At 48.5% G+C, this 19,801-nt stretch carries 17 protein-coding genes; 7 read left to right on the forward strand and 10 right to left on the reverse strand.

The window, feature by feature from the left end; genetic code table 11:
* The first annotated feature begins 43 nt into the window (after window positions 1-43).
* The 3 genes from AC4MRN_RS04380 (at window position 44) to AC4MRN_RS04390 (ending at window position 3,129) form a co-directional block, all read left to right on the forward strand.
* A complete protein-coding gene (locus AC4MRN_RS04380) occupies window positions 44-2,260 on the forward strand; it encodes a YgiQ family radical SAM protein (protein ID WP_491202608.1) in 2,217 nt (738 codons plus the stop codon).
* A gap of 87 nt (window positions 2,261-2,347) precedes the next feature.
* Window positions 2,348-2,758 carry a hypothetical protein gene (locus AC4MRN_RS04385; protein WP_370166390.1) on the forward strand — a complete coding sequence of 137 codons (411 nt, stop codon included), beginning with the start codon at window positions 2,348-2,350 and terminating at the stop codon, window positions 2,756-2,758.
* A 119-nt stretch (window positions 2,759-2,877) separates the two neighbouring features.
* Window positions 2,878-3,129, forward strand: coding sequence for an HP1242/YdcH family protein (locus AC4MRN_RS04390; protein WP_255054136.1), 252 nt, complete (start codon window positions 2,878-2,880; stop codon window positions 3,127-3,129).
* An 83-nt stretch (window positions 3,130-3,212) separates the two neighbouring features.
* Here the strand turns inward: AC4MRN_RS04390 and secD are convergent, their stop codons facing one another.
* The 6 genes from secD to AC4MRN_RS04420 all read right to left on the reverse strand — a co-directional run bounded on the left by secD (window position 3,213) and on the right by AC4MRN_RS04420 (window position 11,393).
* Window positions 3,213-5,720 (reverse strand): protein translocase subunit SecD, encoded by a 2,508-nt coding sequence (gene secD, locus AC4MRN_RS04395; RefSeq protein WP_491202609.1) that lies wholly within the window; start codon window positions 5,718-5,720, stop codon window positions 3,213-3,215.
* 64 nt (window positions 5,721-5,784) lie between these two features.
* On the reverse strand, window positions 5,785-6,195 hold the full coding sequence (locus AC4MRN_RS04400; protein ID WP_491202610.1) for a hypothetical protein: 411 nt from the start codon (window positions 6,193-6,195) through the stop codon (window positions 5,785-5,787).
* A 117-nt stretch (window positions 6,196-6,312) separates the two neighbouring features.
* On the reverse strand, window positions 6,313-7,899 hold the full coding sequence (gene ahpF, locus AC4MRN_RS04405) for an alkyl hydroperoxide reductase subunit F (RefSeq protein ID WP_370243414.1): 1,587 nt from the start codon (window positions 7,897-7,899) through the stop codon (window positions 6,313-6,315).
* Window positions 7,900-7,980: 81 nt separating this feature from the next.
* Window positions 7,981-8,544, reverse strand: coding sequence for an alkyl hydroperoxide reductase subunit C (ahpC, locus tag AC4MRN_RS04410; RefSeq protein WP_073321785.1), 564 nt, complete (start codon window positions 8,542-8,544; stop codon window positions 7,981-7,983).
* Between the two features lie 312 nt (window positions 8,545-8,856).
* Window positions 8,857-10,524 carry a response regulator gene (locus tag AC4MRN_RS04415; RefSeq protein ID WP_370164634.1) on the reverse strand — a complete coding sequence of 556 codons (1,668 nt, stop codon included), beginning with the start codon at window positions 10,522-10,524 and terminating at the stop codon, window positions 8,857-8,859.
* Between the two features lie 200 nt (window positions 10,525-10,724).
* On the reverse strand, window positions 10,725-11,393 hold the full coding sequence (locus AC4MRN_RS04420; protein WP_245819149.1) for a 2OG-Fe(II) oxygenase: 669 nt from the start codon (window positions 11,391-11,393) through the stop codon (window positions 10,725-10,727).
* A 180-nt stretch (window positions 11,394-11,573) separates the two neighbouring features.
* Between AC4MRN_RS04420 and AC4MRN_RS04425 the strand changes: the two genes are divergently transcribed.
* The 4 genes from AC4MRN_RS04425 (at window position 11,574) to AC4MRN_RS04440 (ending at window position 15,983) form a co-directional block, all read left to right on the forward strand.
* The gene (locus tag AC4MRN_RS04425; RefSeq protein ID WP_073321791.1) at window positions 11,574-13,130 is read left to right on the forward strand and encodes a bifunctional GNAT family N-acetyltransferase/carbon-nitrogen hydrolase family protein; all 1,557 of its coding nucleotides are present in this window, start codon (window positions 11,574-11,576) and stop codon (window positions 13,128-13,130) included.
* Complete coding sequence (locus AC4MRN_RS04430) at window positions 13,127-13,882, forward strand: thioredoxin family protein (protein ID WP_491202611.1); 756 nt, start codon at window positions 13,127-13,129, stop codon at window positions 13,880-13,882. The genes AC4MRN_RS04425 and AC4MRN_RS04430 overlap by 4 nt, the downstream gene beginning before the upstream one ends.
* Window positions 13,883-14,017: 135 nt before the next feature.
* Complete coding sequence (locus tag AC4MRN_RS04435) at window positions 14,018-14,800, forward strand: hypothetical protein (RefSeq protein ID WP_491202612.1); 783 nt, start codon at window positions 14,018-14,020, stop codon at window positions 14,798-14,800.
* Between the two features lie 193 nt (window positions 14,801-14,993).
* A complete protein-coding gene (locus AC4MRN_RS04440; RefSeq protein WP_491202613.1) occupies window positions 14,994-15,983 on the forward strand; it encodes a patatin-like phospholipase family protein in 990 nt (329 codons plus the stop codon).
* 10 nt (window positions 15,984-15,993) lie between these two features.
* On the opposite strand, the gene AC4MRN_RS04445 is transcribed toward AC4MRN_RS04440, so the two are convergent.
* The 4 genes from AC4MRN_RS04445 to rbfA form a co-directional block, all read right to left on the reverse strand.
* Window positions 15,994-17,595: a methyl-accepting chemotaxis protein gene (locus AC4MRN_RS04445; RefSeq protein WP_491202614.1), complete on the reverse strand. Its 1,602-nt coding sequence runs from the start codon at window positions 17,593-17,595 to the stop codon at window positions 15,994-15,996.
* Window positions 17,596-17,810: 215 nt separating this feature from the next.
* Entirely contained in the window at window positions 17,811-18,080 is a 270-nt protein-coding gene (gene rpsO / locus AC4MRN_RS04450; protein ID WP_073321806.1) for a 30S ribosomal protein S15, read from the reverse strand.
* Window positions 18,081-18,189: 109 nt separating this feature from the next.
* On the reverse strand, window positions 18,190-19,170 hold the full coding sequence (gene truB, locus AC4MRN_RS04455; RefSeq protein ID WP_491202615.1) for a tRNA pseudouridine(55) synthase TruB: 981 nt from the start codon (window positions 19,168-19,170) through the stop codon (window positions 18,190-18,192).
* Window positions 19,171-19,175: 5 nt separating this feature from the next.
* Window positions 19,176-19,586 (reverse strand): 30S ribosome-binding factor RbfA, encoded by a 411-nt coding sequence (gene rbfA / locus AC4MRN_RS04460; protein WP_073321812.1) that lies wholly within the window; start codon window positions 19,584-19,586, stop codon window positions 19,176-19,178.
* Between the last annotated feature and the right edge of the window lie 215 nt (window positions 19,587-19,801).

The raw sequence follows: 19,801 nt of genomic DNA on the forward strand, positions 1-19,801 counted from the left end.
GCATTTGCTATACTAAGCGGGTTTTAATTTTCCTGAAGATACCATGCAAGCAACCATTAAGGCTGAGCGCGGCCTGTTCTCTTACCCTAAATACTGGGCACATTGTTACGGCAGTGCGCCGTTTTTACCTATGTCTCGTGCAGAAATGGACGAATTGGGATGGGACAGCTGCGACATTATTCTGGTCACTGGCGACGCCTATGTCGACCACCCCAGTTTTGGCATGGCGATCATTGGTCGTCTGCTGGAAGCTCATGGATTCCGCGTTGGTATCATTGCGCAGCCCGACTGGAAGAACAAAGACGACTTCATGAAGTTGGGCAAGCCGAACCTGTATTATGGTGTAACGGCGGGCAACATGGACTCCATGATAAACCGCTACACGGCCGACAAAAAGCTTCGTCACGATGACGCTTACACGCCAAACAACGAAGGCGGCAAGCGACCGGATCGCGCAGTTACGGTGTATTCCCAGCGTTGCCGCGAAGCCTACAAAGACGTCCCTATTATTATTGGTGGTATCGAAGCCAGTTTGCGCCGTATTGCGCACTATGACTACTGGTCTGAAAAAGTCCGCCGTTCTGTGTTGTTCGATGCAAAAGCGGATCTGCTGATGTTCGGAAATGCCGAGCGTCCGCTTGTGGAAGTGACTCACCGCCTCGCTGCGGGGGAAAATATTGCCGACATTACCGATGTACGTGGCACCGCGATTATTGTGAAACAGGCCCTGCCGGAATGGCAAGGTGTCGATTCAACCTCGTTGGATCGTCCGGGCAAAATCGACCCGATACCAAGCCCGTACATAATGGAACCGGATTGCGACGGCAACAACGAAAACAAAGAAGCCGCTTCGACTGCAAACGAAGCCAAACCCATCGTGGTGCAACCGGCTGAGCGTCGCAAGCCCTGGGAACACGTGTATGTAAAACTGCCTGCCTTTGAGGTAGTCCGCGACAACAAAGTGCTTTATGCCCACGCCAACCGCATTTTGCATCAGGAAACCAATCCCGGTTGTGCCCGTGCACTGATGCAGCGTCATGGCGACCGCCACATCTGGATCAATCCACCGGCAATGCCGCTGGAGACAGAAGAAATGGATGCGGTTTTTGATTTACCTTACCAGCGCATTCCTCATCCGGTATACGGCAAGGCGAAAATCCCCGCGTATGACATGATTCGATTCTCAATCAATATCATGCGAGGCTGTTTCGGTGGTTGTACGTTCTGTTCTATTACCGAGCACGAAGGACGCATCATTCAAAGCCGTTCGGAAGACTCTATCATTCGTGAAATTGAACAAATTCGCGATACAGTGCCTGGATTTACCGGCGTAATTTCTGACTTAGGCGGCCCGACAGCCAACATGTACCGCTTGCGTTGTAAGAGCCCTAAAGCTGAAGCAACCTGCCGTCGTCCATCGTGTGTGTACCCTAGTATTTGTGCGCACATGGACACCGACCATACGCCTACGATCAATCTTTATCGCCGGGCGCGAGAGTTACCGGGGATTAAGAAAATCCTGATTGCTTCAGGTGTTCGCTACGACCTGGCCATCGAAGATCCGGACTACGTAAAAGAATTGGCCCTTCACCATGTTGGTGGTTATCTGAAGATCGCGCCTGAGCACACAGAAGATGGCCCGCTAAGCAAAATGATGAAGCCGGGTATGGGCACCTATTACCGGTTTAAAGAGCTGTTTGACAAATACTCTCAGGAAGCCGGTAAACAGCAATATCTGATCCCGTATTTTATTGCCTCACACCCGGGCACCAGTGATGAAGACATGCTGGCGCTGGCAATTTGGCTAAAAGAAAACCGCTTTAAGCTGGATCAGGTACAGAACTTTTACCCTTCACCGATGGCGACGGCGACAACCTTGTACCACACCGAAGTAAACAGCCTTCGTAAGGTGACTAAAGACAGTGAGTCAGTCACGTCTGCAAAAGGTGAAATCCATCGCCGCTTGCACAAGGCCATGCTGCGCTATCACGACCCGAAGAACTTTGCCCAAATCCGTAAAGCCTTGATTAACATGGGCAGAGAGGACCTAATCGGTCGCGGCCCTCAGCACCTGGTGCCGCCGGAAACGGCTGAAGAAAAGCGTCAACGTGCACCTAAAGGGCGCAAAGGCGAACGCGCTATGACAAAGCACACCGGCTTCGGTAAATACAACCGTCCCAAAACCCAAAAAGGCGGAAAGGCCGCTTCAAATGGCAAAGGTAGCAAAGGTGGCAAAGGGAAACCAAACGTTACACGATAAAGTTCGCGTATCCACAAACAGTAGCAGACACTGAACTTTCAGCTACACTTTGCGTATAAGCGATTTGTTGTAATAAATGGAATAGTTATGGTTTGGGGCAAGTATTCAATCAGGGTGGATAATCAGGTAATGATTATCCACTGCTACGGTAGTTGGAATGCGGTTATCGCTCGACAGTTTATTGCGGAATTTAAAGAAACCGCCCGTTACCTTTACCACGCGCCATGGGCGCATATCGTGTTCTTCGATGACTGGGCGTTATCTACGCCGGACTGTGAACAACCTATCAATGACATGCTCACCTGGGCGGTCAATCATAAAATGACCCACTCCGTGCGTATCTACCGAGAAGATGCGCTGAAAAGCTATCAGCTAAACCGAATGATGGACGAACAGGACACCAGCCATGTGATCCGTCATTTTTATACTGAAGAACAGGGATTCAACTGGTTGGCAGAATGTGATTACCTGGTAGAACAAGCGCGTATTGTCGCCTGACCTCTCACCCTCTTTCTGTGCCCTGCTTCGTAAATATGATTTGCATCAAGGCATTGGGCAGCAAAGCTTTTTACAATAGTCATAGTGAATAAACACTGTGACTATTGAGAAAGGCAGTTATGAATATTGAAAAACACGATCTGGTACACGAATTCCCAGACCACCAGCACACCATTCGTCATCTGAAAATGCACGACCGTCACTTTGCGAAACTATTTGAGCGCTATAATAATCTCGACGCCGACATCCGAAAACTAGAAGAAAACGGGCAGCCGACCACAGATCAAGTGCTTCTCGACATGAAGAACGAACGCGTTCAGTTGAAAGACGACTTATTCTGCTTCATCCGCGAAGCGGAAACCGCCCAGTAAATTACGGCCGGAGGCGACCTTTGCTAATTGTGCAAAGACGCCTCCTTGTTCTTCACGCCGACAGATACTCAAGCAGTCACCCGTTATGGAATATGCGCTAATGAAGCGCGAATTTCCTCAGCAGTTGGTTTTAACTGCGGTAAACCACGCTGTTCCCGTCGGCGTCCAAGGTAGTACAATATTGGCGAAGCTATAAATACCGACGAACTGGTACCAATCACAATGCCAAACAACATAGGTAAAGCGAAACTACTTACCGTTGCCCCGCCTGCAATGCCCATTGGGAACAAGGCCAGGAATGTTGTTGCAGAGGTATACACGGTTCTGGACAGCGTAGCGCCGATACTGCTATTTAATACCTCGAGCAGCGGTTTGTCCGGATTGGCCCGGAAGCCTTCACGAATGCGGTCAAACACCACAACCTTGTCATTAATGGAATAGCCTATCAGTGCCAACATGGCTGCCACGGCCGTTAAATTAAATTCGAGTCCGGTGAGAGCAAAAAAGCCAATGGTTTTAGTTAAATCCAGCAAGATAGTGGCAGTTGCCGCCAGCGCAAAATGCTGTTCAAAACGCAGCCACAAATAAAGCAGAATACCGCCCCCAGCTATTAGCACTGCAAGAATAGAGGCATCGGCAAACCCGCCACTTACCTTGGCGCCAACCATATCAACTTTGGGATAGCTAGCCGCACTGTCTTTGGCCGTTATCGCATTTTTCACCAGATTAACGGTATTACCGGCATCGCTGTTTTGTTGGCTCACCCGAATCAGGTAGTTTCCGGGCTCGCCGAACTCCTGAATACTGGCACCTTCTATTTGATGCTCTGCCAGAGTGTCTCGCACCTGTTCGACCGACAACGTCGACGATTGCATTTCAATCAGGGTGCCACCGGTAAAGTCAACGCCATAGTGAAGTCCGGGTTGGACAAACAAAATAACTGACCCGATAGACAAAATGGCAGAGGCCACCAACCCCACTACCCGGCCTCGCATAAAGTTAATGCGGCTAAGGCCAGATTGATTCAGCCAATTGTTCCCGAAGGTCAATACCTGGCGAGTGCGATTCCGCGTAGCCCAGCCCATCATTTGGCGGGTTACTGCCACAGCCGTAAAAATAGAGGTGAAAATACCAATACCAATCGTAATCGCGAAACCTTTTACCGGCCCGCTGCCGAACATAAACAACAAACTTACCGCTATCAATGTGGTAAAGCTGGAGTCGAGTATCGTCGCGTAAGCTTTGTCAAAACCCGCCGGAATAGCGAGACCCGCAGCCTTCCCTTTCGCAGACTCCTCTTTTATTCGCTCGTTGATGAGAATATTGGCATCAACGGCCATACCAATGGTCAGAATAATCCCGGCAATGCCAGGCAGCGTGAGAGTGGCACCAAACACACTGAGTAACCCAATAATAAGCCCGATGTTTATTGCCAGACTGGTACAGGCAATCAATCCCCAGCGCCGGTAAAGTGTTATCATAAATGCAAACACCAGTGCCGCACCGATCAGGCCGGTAGTCACGCCCATTTCAATAGCATCAGAGCCTAAATCTGGGCCTACCGTGCGTTCTTCCATGACATCAAGTGGCACTGGCAATGCGCCTGCGCGTAGCAACAAGGCCAGGTCTTTCGCTTCCGAGGGCGTAAAATTGCCGCTGATTTCCCCCGCCCCGGCAGCAATAACTGAGCGTATCACCGGCGCAGTCAGTACTTTATTATCCAGTACAATAGCCAACGGCACACCAATATGACTTTTAGTCATCTCAGCAAAAATTCGGCTACCTGTGTTATCCAGTTTAAAGGTGACAACAGGTTCACTGGTGTTGGGATCAAAGCCCAGCTGCGCGTCTTTTATATGCTCCCCGTCCATCGCGACTTGTTTCTGTAGCCTGTACTGCTGGTTGCCCTCTGCATTAGGCAACACAATAGTGTTGGCTGAAGACGCATTGTCTGTCACCCAATGAAATCGCATTTGCGCAGTTGTACCTAACAAATCGCGGATTCTAGACGGATCCGACACACCCGGCATTTGTACTAACACGCCATCATTGCCTTGTCTGGTGATACTGGGCTCAACTAACCCAGACTCGTTAAGGCGACGACGTACCACCTCGAGGCTTTGTTCAATGGCGTCGCTAGCCAGGCTCGCTTTGTATTCCTCAGTGATGGTAAACGTAATGTGTTGCTGATCACGAGTTACATCAAACTGCTTCTCACCAGTGCTCCCCCGAGCCAGACTAGCGGCTACCTCGCTGGCTTTGTCTGCGTCAGCGTTCGAACCAGTTAATGTGACTGAAAAGGAACCAGCGTTCAATGGCTGAGATTGATAGCGAATGCCTTTGTCACGAAGGGCATGCAAGAACGTCTCTTTAGTATCTTTCAGTGTTTTTTCAATAAGCGGGCGGGTATCGGCACCAAGTAATAAGTGTGAGCCACCTTGTAAATCAAGCCCCAGTGACAATTGATTAGAAGCCAGCCAATCCGGTAAGCGCTGCAACGCGGTGGCAGGTAACATATTTGGCATTGCACTGAGTAAACCAATGAGAATAACGAGCACGTATATCACGCCCCGTGGGTGAAAAACTTTCATGGAAAATCCTTGTTAATCAAACAAATTGTGGTTGGCAATGCCAACAGAAAAAATGGTTAGTTGATTAACAAATGGGAGGCGCGCGCGAGGGCGGTTGTGTGAATAAAGACGGGGACGGTGAATTAACAACAACGAACGACGCTGACACCAAGCCGGCATACTGCCAATGAATCGTTTGTTGTCCTGGGTATTTTGGCGCAAAGCCTTGGTCCGGCTCACTGGCCGATTGTTGATTTCTGATGAGCTGCGTGAGCTCACGAGGGAATAACCCGTTATCTCTTTGACCTGCAACCGCTGCAGGTTGCTCTCCTGAGACTAACGCCGAATCCGTTGTATAAGATGCCGAGTGAGATACACCACTCAACCCTGCAAACACAACCAGACACCATAACCATACCCACATCGAGTTGTCTCGACGTGCGGTAGTAGCGGTGTGTACAGAAGTGGTTTGCATTGTCGTTTTGAGTAAGTTCACGCGTTATTCTTTGTGCAATATGGAGGTTTTGCTGAGAAAAGCAATAGCCTGAACATAAAAAACCCGGCTTGCGCCGGGTTTTCAAGGATTATAATAATTCGCTGTTTTTAACGAGGCTTATGCCGCCTGGCTTTCAGCTTCGTCTTCCACTTCGTGGGCCAGCAAGTATTCGAAGGCTGACAGCGACGCTTTTGCACCCTCGCCCATGGAAATAACAATCTGCTTGTAAGGGACAGTCGTTACATCACCTGCGGCGAAAATACCTGGTTCAGACGTCTTACATTTGTTGTCTACCACAATTTCACCGTGCTGAGTCAACTCAACAACACCTTTCATGAACTGGCTGTTTGGTACCAATCCAATTTGAACAAACACACCGGCTAACGGTAATGAGTGAACTTCATCAGTCGCTCTGTCCTGATACTCGATTGCTGTCACTTTGCCGTTATCTGCAACAATTTGCTTGGTTGCCGCGTTCTTAATGATAGTGACATTTTCACGCTTTTCGGCCTGGTTGATTAACACCTGGTCTGCCTTCAGCGTTGGCATAAATTCGAACACGGTTACCGACTTAACAATACCCGCCAGGTCCAGTGCTGCCTCAATACCAGAGTTTCCGCCACCAATTACCGCAACATCCTTACCTTTAAAGAACGGGCCGTCACAGTGCGGACAATACGCAACACCATTACCAATGTTTTCTTTCTCACCCGGCACACCCAGTTCTCTCCAGCGTGCACCCGTAGCCACAATAATGGTCTTGGTTTTAATCTGCTCGCCAGATGACAGAGTCAGTGTTTTAATGTTGCCCTTCTCGATAGATTCAACACGCACGTGTTCTTTTAACGTGATGTCGTAATCTTTCATGTGTTCGGCAAGGTTACCCACCAGCTCCGGGCCCGTGGTTTTTGGTACTGAAATCAGGTTTTCAATACCCATCGTGTCTTTTACCTGACCACCGAATCGATCGGCAATCACAGTCACTTTTAACCCTTTACGCGCACTGTAAATCGCTGAACTTACGCCTGCCGGGCCACCACCAATCACGGTAACGTCCTGCAGCGGTAATGACTGACCAGCATTGGCCTGTTTCAACGACGGGTCGCGCTCTAACAACTTGTCGATTAGGGTTGAGGCGTCCACTTTACCGTTGGCAAATAATTCACCGTTCAGGTATACGCTGGGTACGCCCTGAATATCACGTTCGCTAACCAATGACTGGTATAAGCCGCCGTCGATCATTTCGCTGGTGATATTCGGATTTAACAACGCGAATTGGTTCAACGCCTGGACAACGTCCGGACAGTTGTGACAACTCAGGCTGATAAATACTTCAAAATTCAGTTCTTCTTTCACACCTTTTACGATGCCTTGTACGCTATCGTCTACTTTCAGCGGTGTGCCTGACGCGTGCAGCATAGCCAGAACGAATGAGTTAAACTCATGTCCGCCTGGGATCCCGGAAAAACGAATACCGGTATCTTCACCATCAGCTTCCAGTAAGAAGCTAACAGAGCTGCGTAAAACGCCATTTGTATCTCGTTCTTCCAACTGGATCTTGTCGCTGATTCCTGCCACGTCAGACAGAAACTTCTTCAGCTCTTCACGCTTGCTGTGCTCACCTGTCTGTAGCACAAAGGTGACGGTTTTCTGCATGTTCGCAGCATAACCTTTCAATGCATTTAAAATATCTTGCGTTAACATAATAACTTCTGCCTTAACTGGAAACTTGGAATGTGCGGGCATTGAGCCCGCACGGACTAACTAGTTGGTAGTTGGTCTGTCTTAGATTTTGCCAACTAAGTCTAATGAAGGAGCAAGTGTTGCTTCGCCTTCTTTCCACTTAGCAGGACATACTTCACCTGGGTGAGAAGCAACGTACTGAGCTGCTTTAACTTTGCGAACCAGGTCGTCCGCGTCACGGCCGATACCTTCAGCAGTGATTTCCATTGCCTGGATAACACCATCCGGGTCAACAACGAAAGTACCACGGTCAGCCAGACCCATATCTTCACGCATACAATCGAAGTTGCGAGTGATAACGCCTGTTGGGTCGCCGATCATTGCAAACTTGATTTTACCGATAGTTTCTGACGCTTCGTGCCATGCAGCGTGAGTGAAATGAGTGTCAGTAGATACTGAGAATACCTCTACGCCGCGCGCCTGAAGCTCTTCATATTTGTCTGCAACGTCGCCCAGCTCAGTAGGACATACGAAAGTAAAGTCTGCAGGATAAAATACAAATACCGCCCACTTTCCCTTGATGTCTTCACTGCTTACTTCTACGAACTCGCCGTCTTTGAATGCTTGCGCTTTGAACGGTTTGATTTGTGTGTTGATTAAAGCCATTTACTTTCTCCAAAAGTTAGGGTTGTTACATTTCAATTTACTGAATCAATAGCACTGCTTTGTTACAGTGCAAAGTCACTGCTATTGACTTGTAGGTTCGATACGAAAATTCAAGGTTATCGGATGCCTTGAAGTCAGTAACGTTTGACTTGGGACAAGAATAGCCCTTGCAAAGGAGAATTTATAATTGGATTTGTTGAAAGGTTGATTCAGAAAAAACTATTAAAAAGAAGATAAGTGCAGAATTTAATCAATAAGAGCACAAGGCTCACTTTCCGAAAATGGGTGTCCCGAAATGCGAGCCGCAGTGTGTTAAGGCATAGCAGACAGCTGTACTTCGTTAATACCCAATGCCGTTAAATATTCATCCCGCTTTTGACGCTGTGCATCAATCAGTTTTCCGCTGTGTAATAAACGAGACGCATTGGATGCTACCTCATATTGAGCATCTGACAGTGGATCTTTTTTGTTAAGTTGCACAAGCACTTTTAACAGACTGAGGGCTATTGACTTGTCGTGAGGCGACAGTGTCATGGCCTGACACAGATTGTTGTAAGCAGGCAACATACGATTTTCGCGATAATTAACCGCCGCCATGTCTTTCAGTTCTTTGGTGGTGAACTTGATTTCCCGTCGCTCAATCTCTTCGCGTTTCAGGTACTCATCAACAACCTGGCTTGCCAGAGTATCGCCTGCAAGCTGTGAGCGGAGCTTATCCAGTATACTCAGGCAATCTTCTTTCATGCCCAACTCGTGATACGCTTTCATGAGATCCAGATTGTCTTCCAGGTTCATATTCACGCTGGTATCAAGTTGTTCTTTGAGTAACTTTTCTGCCTCACGCTTTTGCTGTTGTAAACAACACAGACGTGTTTTTACCACCACTAACTGATTAGACAACGCCTGACTGGTAGCGGCCTGACGACTTAATTCATCGAGTTCTTTTTGCAAACTGCGCTGCAGCTTTTCGGACTCCTGCCCGGACACCGACGCCGCCAGGTCCACCATAGTGCGAACCACATTCAGAGTAAGATCAGGCGAATCATGAATGGAATTCTTGGCGTACTTCGCCATATTCTGTACGGCTTCCAACTGTCCGTATTTGTCACGATTCAACCGCGCCAAATCCCACAGTTTTTTATTGCGCTCAATATTACGCGGTGCGAGTTTACTGGCTGCTTTTACTTGCTCATACGCGACGTCAAACTGTTCCTTGCCGATATAGTATTGCGCCAGCAGGTCGTAAGTCAGGAACTTTGTGTCATTGCGCTGCAATAAGTCTTCGATTAGCAGCTCAGCTTCTTCAATTTTGTCTTGTCTGAACAAGGATTTAGCCAGTCCAATATGAACCCAGGCGTGGTCGTATTCGGCTTTCAAATCGGAAAAGTACTTTTCCGCGCTAATATAATCGCGTAATTGAATCAGGCAATCGCCAATCATGCGCTTAAGTCTGGGGTGGTATTCCACCACGCTGCTGTCACGCAACCCGCGTTCAGCATGATAAATAGCGGCCGCATAATCGCCGTTATCCATACTGTGCATGAGTTTATTGAGCTTGCGACGAATATCGACTAAGTAGCGGAAGCGATGCTGGATGCGCTGTCTGGCTAGCGGTTTCACCCAAAAATCATCGGGCTGTAACTCGATAATACAGTTTACCAACTCCATGTTGGTTTCTGCACTGAGGAAAATAACCGTGGTTTTGTCTGAGATGTACTGATGGTGTTTCAGTTCTTCGAACAAATGGAACCCGTCTTTGTCGTTACTGACATTAAACGCCAGTAAAACAACATCGAAGACATCATCCTGACACAGTCGCACTGCATGGTAGGCATTTTGCGCACTGCTTACCTTCTTCACACCCAGATCGGTTAAAGCGGAATTAACTAAGTCATGTATCAGGCCCTGGTTGTCTACAACCAGCACTTTTAATTCGTCGATGCTTTTGGGTAATGGGATTTTTTCCATGAAGGTTGCCACTTAACTCCTGTTGCGTTCCCTGTCGAGTTGGTCGTTCCAGCTAAATCCAATACTCAGCTGAAAATACGCCGGGTAAACGTTTCGTTTACCCATTTAATTTAGATGTTATCCCGATTTTCATAAAACTGCCATACTCTGATTGGCAGAAATTAGCATAGCTGCGCTTTTAACCGCCTCACGGTATAAAGGCAGACAGGCCGTTACTTGGGTGGGTCTACGCGTTGCGCCGTGCTGTTGTTCACCCTGAACCAGCCCGCAATTGAAAAACGGTCTCGTGTTGCGGGCAACACTTCATGGGGAAACTCTTCGCTCAAAAATATCGCAATTGTCCCCATTAAAGGCGTTACAACCACGGTGTCGTCTGCATGTTCTTCCGGGTAAATCACCAACTCGCCGCCATCGTCTGGCCCCCACTGAGAATTCAGGTACAGGACAACAGATAACACACGGTTGGCTTCACCGCGAAAGGCATCGTAATGCTTTTTATAAAAGCTGCCTGGCGGGTAGTGCGCAAAGTGACTTTCAAAGGAAAACAAGCCCAGAAACAGCCGCCGATTGAGATACGTTTTCAGACTATTACTCCAGGCTAGCCATTCTGCTGTGGCCGGCAATTTACCATCTATCCAACTGATCTCATCGGTACGCACAAACTGATTTTGCTGAAACTGCTGTTCGCGGCCAATACCAGCCGGATCATAATGATGTAACTGCTGGGCTTGCGCGACCAGCGCGTCTAACAAAGCCGGAGATAACACCCCGTGCTGAATACTAAAGCCTTTGGTACTTAAGTCTTCCGCTATGCCTGAAAACACAGCGGTCTGGTCGATCGCAGCGGTAGTTAAGTGATGTAAATCAGCCTGAATTTCCACGTGTAAACATCCAATTAATTTGTGCGCGCTTTATATGTTCAAAATCTCCGCAACTCAAGCTTTTTTTAAGCTCAAAGCGAGAATTTTTTCTATCGGTGTCAGGCCGCTTAACGGTAGAGCTCACGACACCTTCATGCTATGTTGATAGCCAGATTAGCGGTAATAAGGATCGTCGACACGATGAGTGCAGAAAACAGTATTGAAGATACCGAACATCATTTTGAACTACGCAACCTGACGCTGGAGGATTACCAGGACGTTAAGGCGCTGATGGACGACGTTTATCGTCATGTGGGCGGTGCATGGCCGTATAAAAACTTCAAAGCACAGGTAAATACGTTTCCTGAAGGCCAGATTTGTATAGAAGACAAAGGTACAGTAGTGGCTTTTGCCATATCCGTTATCGTGGATTACGACCAGTTCGGTGACAAACATTCCTACGATGAAATTACCGGTGACGCCTACCTGACTACCCACGATCCAAACGGCGATGTGCTGTATGGTGTTGAGGTTATTGTATCGCCTGAATACCGAGGGCTGCGTCTGGGGCGTCGGCTTTATGAAGCGCGCAAGGAGCTGTGCCGCAACCTGAACCTGAAATCCATTATGGCGGGCGGCCGTATACCCAACTACGCTAAGCACGCTGGTGAAATGTCGCCCTACGAGTACATCGAGCAAGTCAAATCCAAGGACATTTTCGACCCTATTCTTACTTTTCAGCTGTCCAACGGCTTTGAAGTTAAGCAGGTTATGCAAGCGTATTTGCCGGAAGACAAGGCGTCGAAAGGCTATGCCACATTATTGCAATGGCACAACATTTACTATGAACCCGGTAACCCAAACCTGATCGGCGGTAAAAAGTCGAGTGCGCGAATTGGTTGTGTACAATGGCAAATGCGCTATTTCGAAAACGTGGAAGAGCTGATCCAACAAGTAGAGTACTTTGTTGATGCCCTGTCTGATTACGGCTGTGATATAGCGTTGTTCCCGGAATTCTTTAATGCGCCGTTGATGGGGCTAAGCCCGTCAGACTCGTCTATCGATGCTATCTGGCACCTGGCGGAATACACCGAGGAAATCCTGACTGCAACATCGCGACTGGCGGTGTCTTACAATATAAACATTATCGCAGGTTCCATGCCGGTAACGGAAGAAAGCGAATTGTACAACGTCAGTTACCTGTGCAAACGTGACGGCACCATTGAGAGCCAGTATAAACTCCACCCTACCCCACATGAGAAGAAAGACTGGATCATGAAAGGCGGGAATCACCTGCGTTGTTTCGACACGGATTTCGGCAAAATCGGCATTCTGATTTGTTACGATGTTGAATTCCCGGAGTTAGCGCGATTGCTGTCTGAACAGGAAATGCAAATTCTGTTTGTTCCATTCTGGACCGATACCAAAAACGGCTATCTGCGCGTGCGTCGCTGTGCGCAGGCTCGCGCAATCGAGAACGAATGTTACGTTGCCATTGCAGGAAGCGTGGGCAACCTGCCCAAAGTAGACAACGTCGATATTCAGTACGGCCAGACCGCTGTGTTCTCACCGTCAGATTTTGCCTTCCCGCACGATGCCATCGTGTCAGAAACCACGCCCAATACCGAGATGACGCTGATCGTTGATTTGGACCTCGACAAACTTACGCGCCTGCAAAACGAAGGATCTGTGCGTAACTATCTGGATCGTCGTCGCGACCTGTATCGGGTTGAATGGATTGGTGGTGAAGACGAATGATGCACAAATCAAAGCGTTGCTCTGTATTCGCTCTGCTGTGTACAGTACTGGCGTGCTTTCTGAGTTCGCCAGCCTTTTCGGCTGGCAACAGCAGTTTTTACCCATCCTTGTCGCCCGGCTCACAAACCCAACGACTTGAAGAAGCCTTGAACCAGGCCCAAATGAAAGGCAAGCCCTTGTTGTTGATTCTAGGGGCAAACTGGTGTCACGACTCACGGGCACTGGCCGGTTATTTCGACTCACCAGAGGTGAAACAAGCGGCTAGTCATTATCAGGTATTGCCGGTAAACGTCGGCTATCTGGAAAACAAATCAGCCCTATTAGGGCAGTTTAACTACCCTGCGTATTTTGCCACACCGACCGTGTTGGCAATTGATCCAGAGAGTAAAACGGTATTAAACCGGGCATCACTGGTTACCTGGCAATCAGCACACAATGAATCAGCAGCGACGTTAGCCGAATACTTAGATTCAATTGTAGCCGGCTCAGCAATTGGCGAAACACACAGTGAAATCCCGCCATCATTGATTGAATTTGAAACGCAGCAGGCAAACGTACTCTACGCGCACTACCAACACTTGGGTGTGTTGTTAAAGCAGGAAGACGAAGGCCAGGCTACACCGACGCTGAATGCAAAATGGCGTGAAGTTAAGGCATTCAGAGTTAAACTGCAAAACGACCTGATTGACTTACACCAACAACCTGAACCGCCTGGCGCATTCCCCACTTACCCTGAAATTTCGTGGAAGTAAGCGGCCAGTTGGACGATTCAACGGCGATTGCACCTAAAAATGCCGTGGAATGTTGGTATTGCTGGTTAAATAACGATAACATCAGTAGCAGTATTATTAACTGCACCATGCGCTAAATTTGTCATTAGAGGGAATATGGCCAATAACTCGCGGAATGATGACTTTCCTACCATTCGATTAGATGAAGAAGATCGCCGTAATTTTCAAGCTAAAAGCAACCCGGTTCACCGTTCGGTAAGTCCCGGGACTCCCAGCGAACCCACGCCTTCATCTTCAGGTGGCGGTAAAGGACTTGCCGTTTTTGCTTTGCTATTCGGATTGGCAAGTTGTGGTGCAGCCGGCTACTTATACCACCTGACAACACAACAACAAGCGTTGCTTTCGGGTGCTGAACAGCGTATCCAGCAACTCGAAAACAAACTGTCGGCAACGGGTGAGGAAATTGGTGAGTCTACCGTAGCGCTGCAAGTCAAAGTCACTGAACTGTCAAACAAAAGCAGCGAACTGTGGGAGCAGATGGATAAACTCTGGGCTTCCGCTTGGCGTCGTAACCAAAAAGAAATTGCTGACCTGTCGGATCGTACAAATGCAGATAAGAAGCAGCTACAGGAGTCGGTAGGTCAGGTTTCTCGTAACCTGGACAGCCAAAAAACACAACTCGCTGCACTGTCTACCAGCCTTAATACCGTATCGGATGAAATGCTGGCGCTTAATGTACAAATGGAACAGGTCGCTGCGGGCAGTACGTCACAAAAACAAAACGTGAAAAACCTCAGCGACAAGCTGGCACTGCTGGAACAGCGTAACAATGCGCTATCCAGCCGTATTTCGACATTGGAAAACGAATTGCGAAACCTGGCCACCAAAGTGGTATCGGGTGGAAGCAGTCCTGCTGCAGGTGGTACACCTCCTCAGTAAGCTTCGCGAAGACTAAACCGAACCCCAAAAGCCTGCAGATCCGCAGGCTTTTTTGTATATTTTTTCATCACAGGCAATCTTTTCACGCCAATTTGTCGTAAGATACCATTCAAATGCTGCATCGCAGCATAACTGTGCAACCGTTGGTCACTGTGAGCCAGCGACGTTACTGTTAGTCATAAAAGGAATGGTTATGCGAAAGGTAACAATATCATTGGCTTTGCAAGGAGGTGGGGCGCACGGCGCATTCACCTGGGGCGTCTTAAACCGGCTGCTGGAAGAAAAATGGCTGACATTTGAAGGGTTAAGTGGTGCGAGTGCCGGGGCCATGAATGCCGTTATGCTTGCCGAAGGATGGCGAAAAGGTAAACAACAAGGCGCTAAGCAGCAATTGGCTGATTTCTGGTACGCCGTTGCCAGCCAGAACATAGACTTTGCAATCCCGGAGGAAATTACGCAATCAGTGACTCAATGGTGGCTGAATGCTTTTCAGATGCTCTCCCCCTACAACATTAATCTACTGGACGTGAATCCCCTGCGTGACATAGTAGAAGCCAATGTCGATTTTAAAAAATTGCAGCGCGATAGTCCGTTTTCCTTGTACATTTCCGCCACTGAAGTCAGTACCGGCAAACTGGCCTTGTTTAACGCCGATGAATTAACCAGTGCTCACCTGCTTGCTTCAGCGTGCTTACCGAGTATCCATAAAGCGGTAGAAGTGTCGGGCAAACACTATTGGGATGGCGGTTTTGCCGGCAACCCTGCCATCTATCCGTTAATTCACGAATGTAAAGCAAAGGACATTCTGATTGTACTGCTTCAGCCCTTGATTCGGGACGAATTGCCTACCAGCGCCCAGGATATCAGTGATCGCGTAACCGAAATTGGCTTTCACAGCAACTTTATGCGCGAGATGAATACCCTTGCGCGCATTCGCACCATGCTTAAAGGTAAAAAGTGGTTGTTAGGTAAACTGGAAAAGCAAATCAACGCGTTGCGATTGCATTTAATAACCAATACCGAGGTCCTAGGCGAACTCGACGCAGCGACTAAATACAACAACCGCAAGGGTTTTCTAGATTGCTTAAGAGAAGCCGGAGAACAAACGGCAGATCACTGGTTAGATGCCCATGCCGACGCACTGGGTAAACGCGAAACCTGCGATCTGACGGCTACATTCTAAGACAACAGCATTACACCTTGAACGCGCTGGCACGCTTAGCGAGTATGTCGTTCATTTGCACAAAGGTCTGTGCCTGCTGGCGTGTTTCGTCACTCAGCTTCAACAGCGCATTGGCCGACGCAAGGATGGACGAAACTTCTGTTTGCATAGTCCCCGTTGCTTGACCCGCTTGTTGAGTAGCAACAGCCAGTTGTTGATTGTCAGTACTCAGTGCCAGTACGCTTTGCTGGCATTTCGCCAGCGAATCAACCGTTTGATTGGCTTGCACAAAGGCCTGCTCGGCAAAAAACTGATTGTTATTCATGCTATCAACGGTTTGCTGAATGGCACCGACGATCTTCTCCAGAATGTGGTTTATTTGCAGTGTCGAAGACTGGGTGCGTGAAGCCAGTGTTCGCACCTCGTCGGCGACAACAGCAAACCCTCTGCCATGTTGGCCTGCCCGAGCCGCCTCAATAGCCGCATTCAGCGCCAGTAAATTGGTTTGTTCAGCAATCTCACTGATAACCCTTAACACGGAGCCAACTTGTTCCCCTGCGTTGTGTAGTGAGGCAAGTAACGCCGAAGACGCCTGTATATCGGCTTTAAGCTTAACGATGTGTTCTGCGGTAAGGGCGACATCCTGCTCACCTTGTTTTACCAATTCAGCGCTCTGTAGTGCTGCTGCAGACACACTGTCGGCATCTTCACTCGCCTGTAAGGCCCGGGCAACAAGACTATCGATATGTTCAGCCATTGATTCTGCCAGCCGTTTAAAGCTGCTTGCCTGTTGATCGGTTGCCCCTGCCGAGGTTTGCAATTGTGCGGTTGATTCGACAATGTCACGCACCACCTCGTTTAACTGCACATTGTCTGCCTTGAGCACCGTCATCATTTCTTCCACGTGCACTATTACTTCGCCTATCTCATCATTGGCTGGCTGAGGTAGTACCGTGTTCAGGTTTTTCTGACTAACAACAGAGTGCAGCGCGCGGGAGAGAGACTTGAGCGGCCTAACCAAAGTCTTGTGTGCATAAATGACAGCAAGAATGGAAACGCTAAATACCAGTGCACCGGCAATCAAGCTTACGACAGACAGGGTAAAAATCGATTTATCGACACCTGCTGAAGCTTTGCTGGCCTGCAAGCTTGCGTTACTTAACAGCGTATTTAACTCCGTGAACAAGTCGAGCTTTATCGCATCGATATCGGTTAATAAAAACCTGGCTTTATCCCAGTCAATGTTAGATTCAGACAATTCAGCTTGCAGCGCCGTTTGCGCAACTAAAAATTGCTCAGCCTGCTCAATCAAAGAAGTGGTTTCAACATGGTATTGCGAAGACAGTTGTCGCAAACGCTCAGCTACCGTCACCTGGAGTTCGGACTGCTGTTGCTCGTAGTCTGGCAATTCTATGGTATAGCCATAAAGCGCAAAGCCGAGTGTGTGCATTGTAGCCAGATCTTGTTGCAACGACTGAATTGTGCGCATGGCTGGCAGCGCATTGTCGGTAAACACGCTTTTTTGCTGCGAAATCGAAGACAACGCCTGATGAATAAAGATACCGGAGATAAATAACCCGCTGAGAATAACCAGATACCCCAGCATTACTTTCACACTTATAGAAACTCGCATACCTGCCCATATTTGCCGCGCGCCAGCGCGGTTAACTCCCGCCATTGTGTTTATCGAATTTCACAGAACGGTACGTCTTTTCAGGACAATGCCGGGAAAAGCGTAAAAAAAGCAACAATTCTGTGCGTACAGATAGAAGACCGGGGACAGAACTATTTTATTTCGGGCACAAAAAAAGCGCCGTAAAAGGCGCTTTTTTTCGACTTAGCTGCGAATTAACGACGCAGGCCAAGACGCTTGATCAGGTCCAGGTAACGCTGAGCGTTCTTGCCTTTCAGGTAGTCAAGCAGCTTACGACGCTGACTAACCATGCGCAGCAGACCGCGGCGTGAGTGGTGATCTTTCTTGTTAGAAGAGAAGTGACCTTGCAGTTTGTTGATGTTGTGCGTCAACAAAGCTACTTGTACTTCAGGTGAACCAGTATCACCTTCTTTAACACCGTATTCAGCAACAATGCTTGCTGTTTCTTCTTTAGTTAGTGACATACATTTCTCCTAGTAAATGCCAGACCAATCACTAATTCAGTCTGGCGAAATGAGCGCGTATTATACTCGGCGTAGAGTATGGCGCAAGTGTTTGCACTAAATAATCCGCCTACTGCGGTGCATAGACTACCGTTCGACGTGGTGAGACATAGAGTTTGCCTTCACCGGCTTTCTGATCTTTGGGGTTCAATATTGCTTCACCCACCCCAAGAAAAGCCGTTTCCGCGTCGATAATACCGTAGATACGATAAAACTGTCCGGCTTCAAGTGCCGACTCTGTTTCACCGCTGACGCTTTGACCATGTTGCAGGCGATGCGTCTGCACTTCATCAATATGAATCGCCGGAAGCGATTTTACAGCCGTATCCATGGGTAATAGCAGTGAGTCGATTTGATCGAATTCCCGCGTGGCGACATCTTCTGACACCATGGCTTCCATTGATTCAACAGGCACCATTCTGTCGGTGGGGTAATCGGCGACTTTGGTTCTGTGCAACCGGGTTACATAGGCACCGCAGCCCAGTTGTTGGCCAATGTCATCAACGAGTGAACGAATGTAAGTCCCTTTGCTGCAATGTACGGTCATATCTACTTCAGGCAACGTAATACGATTAATCGTCAGAGCAAAAATCGTGATGTCCCGGGCTTCCCGCGGTACTTCAATACCCTGTCTGGCATAGGTATAAAGCGGTTTTCCCTGGTATTTCAACGCAGAAAACATGGAGGGGATCTGCTTGCTGTGGCCAATAAAGGACTCGCAAGCCTGACGAACCTCGTCTTCGCTTACCGTTACCGGACGCTCTTCCACAACGTCACCGTCGGCATCAGACGTCGTAGTACGGATACCCAGTCTAGCGGTGACTTCGTACTCTTTGTCGGCATCCAGCAAAAACTGAGAAAACTTTGTCGCCTCTCCCAAACAGATTGGCAGCATACCGGTTGCCAGTGGATCAAGTGCCCCGGTATGCCCCGCTTTCTGCGCCTGAAACAACCAACGGACCTTTTGCAACAACTGATTCGATGAGCCGCCTAACGGTTTGTCGAGCAACACAATGCCGTTAACTGCACGGCCTTTGCGTTTTCTGGCCATATTGCTTAGTCCTGCTGATCGTCCTGGTCTTCGTCAGTGTTAGTTTGACGCGCTTTATCGCGCGCAATGGTTTCACTGACCAGATTTGAGATACGCATCCCTTCGGTGATCGACTTATCTTCAAAGAAGTGCAGATGAGGAACTGAACGCATGCGAATACGCTTGGCCAGTAAGCCACGCAAGAACGCAATATTCTCGATAAGCAGCTTCATGTGGCTTTTCACCACTTCCTCATCGTTCTCGTAAAACGTAATAAAAACTTTGGCGTGCGCCAAGTCCCGAGACACTTCAACACCGGAAACCGTGATAAACGGCATGTTGCCAATACGGTGCTTGTATTCGTTTTGCAGCAAACTGGCCACTTCTTTGTGGATTTGCTGGGCAACCCTGTCAGTTCGAGAAAATTCCCGAGCCATGGTTACTCTCCTAATTACTATCAGGCCACGCGTCGCATCGCCCGAAATTCACAGACAAAAGCGGGGGCATCATAGCCCCCGCCGTTAACTTTTCGTTTAACCTGTTGGTTAAATCTGACGTTGAACCTCGATGATCTCGAAGACCTCAATCTGGTCGCCGACTTTAACATCGTTGTAGTTCTTAACGCCGATACCACATTCCATACCGTTACGTA

The sequence above is a fragment of the Marisediminitalea sp. genome (assembly GCF_984433645.1).

Excerpts from the sequence above, each read along its gene's own strand:
- AC4MRN_RS04380 (WP_491202608.1), top strand. The coding sequence starts at position 44 with ATGCAAGCAACCATTAAGGCTGAGCGCGGCCTGTTCTCTTACCCTAAA.
- AC4MRN_RS04385 (WP_370166390.1), top strand. The coding sequence starts at position 2,348 with ATGGTTTGGGGCAAGTATTCAATCAGGGTGGATAATCAGGTAATGATT.
- AC4MRN_RS04390 (WP_255054136.1), top strand. The coding sequence starts at position 2,878 with ATGAATATTGAAAAACACGATCTGGTACACGAATTCCCAGACCACCAG.
- secD (WP_491202609.1), bottom strand. The coding sequence starts at position 5,720 with ATGAAAGTTTTTCACCCACGGGGCGTGATATACGTGCTCGTTATTCTC.
- ahpF (WP_370243414.1), bottom strand. The coding sequence starts at position 7,899 with ATGTTAACGCAAGATATTTTAAATGCATTGAAAGGTTATGCTGCGAAC.
- ahpC (WP_073321785.1), bottom strand. The coding sequence starts at position 8,544 with ATGGCTTTAATCAACACACAAATCAAACCGTTCAAAGCGCAAGCATTC.
- AC4MRN_RS04425 (WP_073321791.1), top strand. The coding sequence starts at position 11,574 with ATGAGTGCAGAAAACAGTATTGAAGATACCGAACATCATTTTGAACTA.
- AC4MRN_RS04430 (WP_491202611.1), top strand. The coding sequence starts at position 13,127 with ATGATGCACAAATCAAAGCGTTGCTCTGTATTCGCTCTGCTGTGTACA.
- AC4MRN_RS04435 (WP_491202612.1), top strand. The coding sequence starts at position 14,018 with ATGGCCAATAACTCGCGGAATGATGACTTTCCTACCATTCGATTAGAT.
- AC4MRN_RS04440 (WP_491202613.1), top strand. The coding sequence starts at position 14,994 with ATGCGAAAGGTAACAATATCATTGGCTTTGCAAGGAGGTGGGGCGCAC.
- AC4MRN_RS04445 (WP_491202614.1), bottom strand. The coding sequence starts at position 17,595 with ATGCGAGTTTCTATAAGTGTGAAAGTAATGCTGGGGTATCTGGTTATT.
- rpsO (WP_073321806.1), bottom strand. The coding sequence starts at position 18,080 with ATGTCACTAACTAAAGAAGAAACAGCAAGCATTGTTGCTGAATACGGT.
- truB (WP_491202615.1), bottom strand. The coding sequence starts at position 19,170 with ATGGCCAGAAAACGCAAAGGCCGTGCAGTTAACGGCATTGTGTTGCTC.
- rbfA (WP_073321812.1), bottom strand. The coding sequence starts at position 19,586 with ATGGCTCGGGAATTTTCTCGAACTGACAGGGTTGCCCAGCAAATCCAC.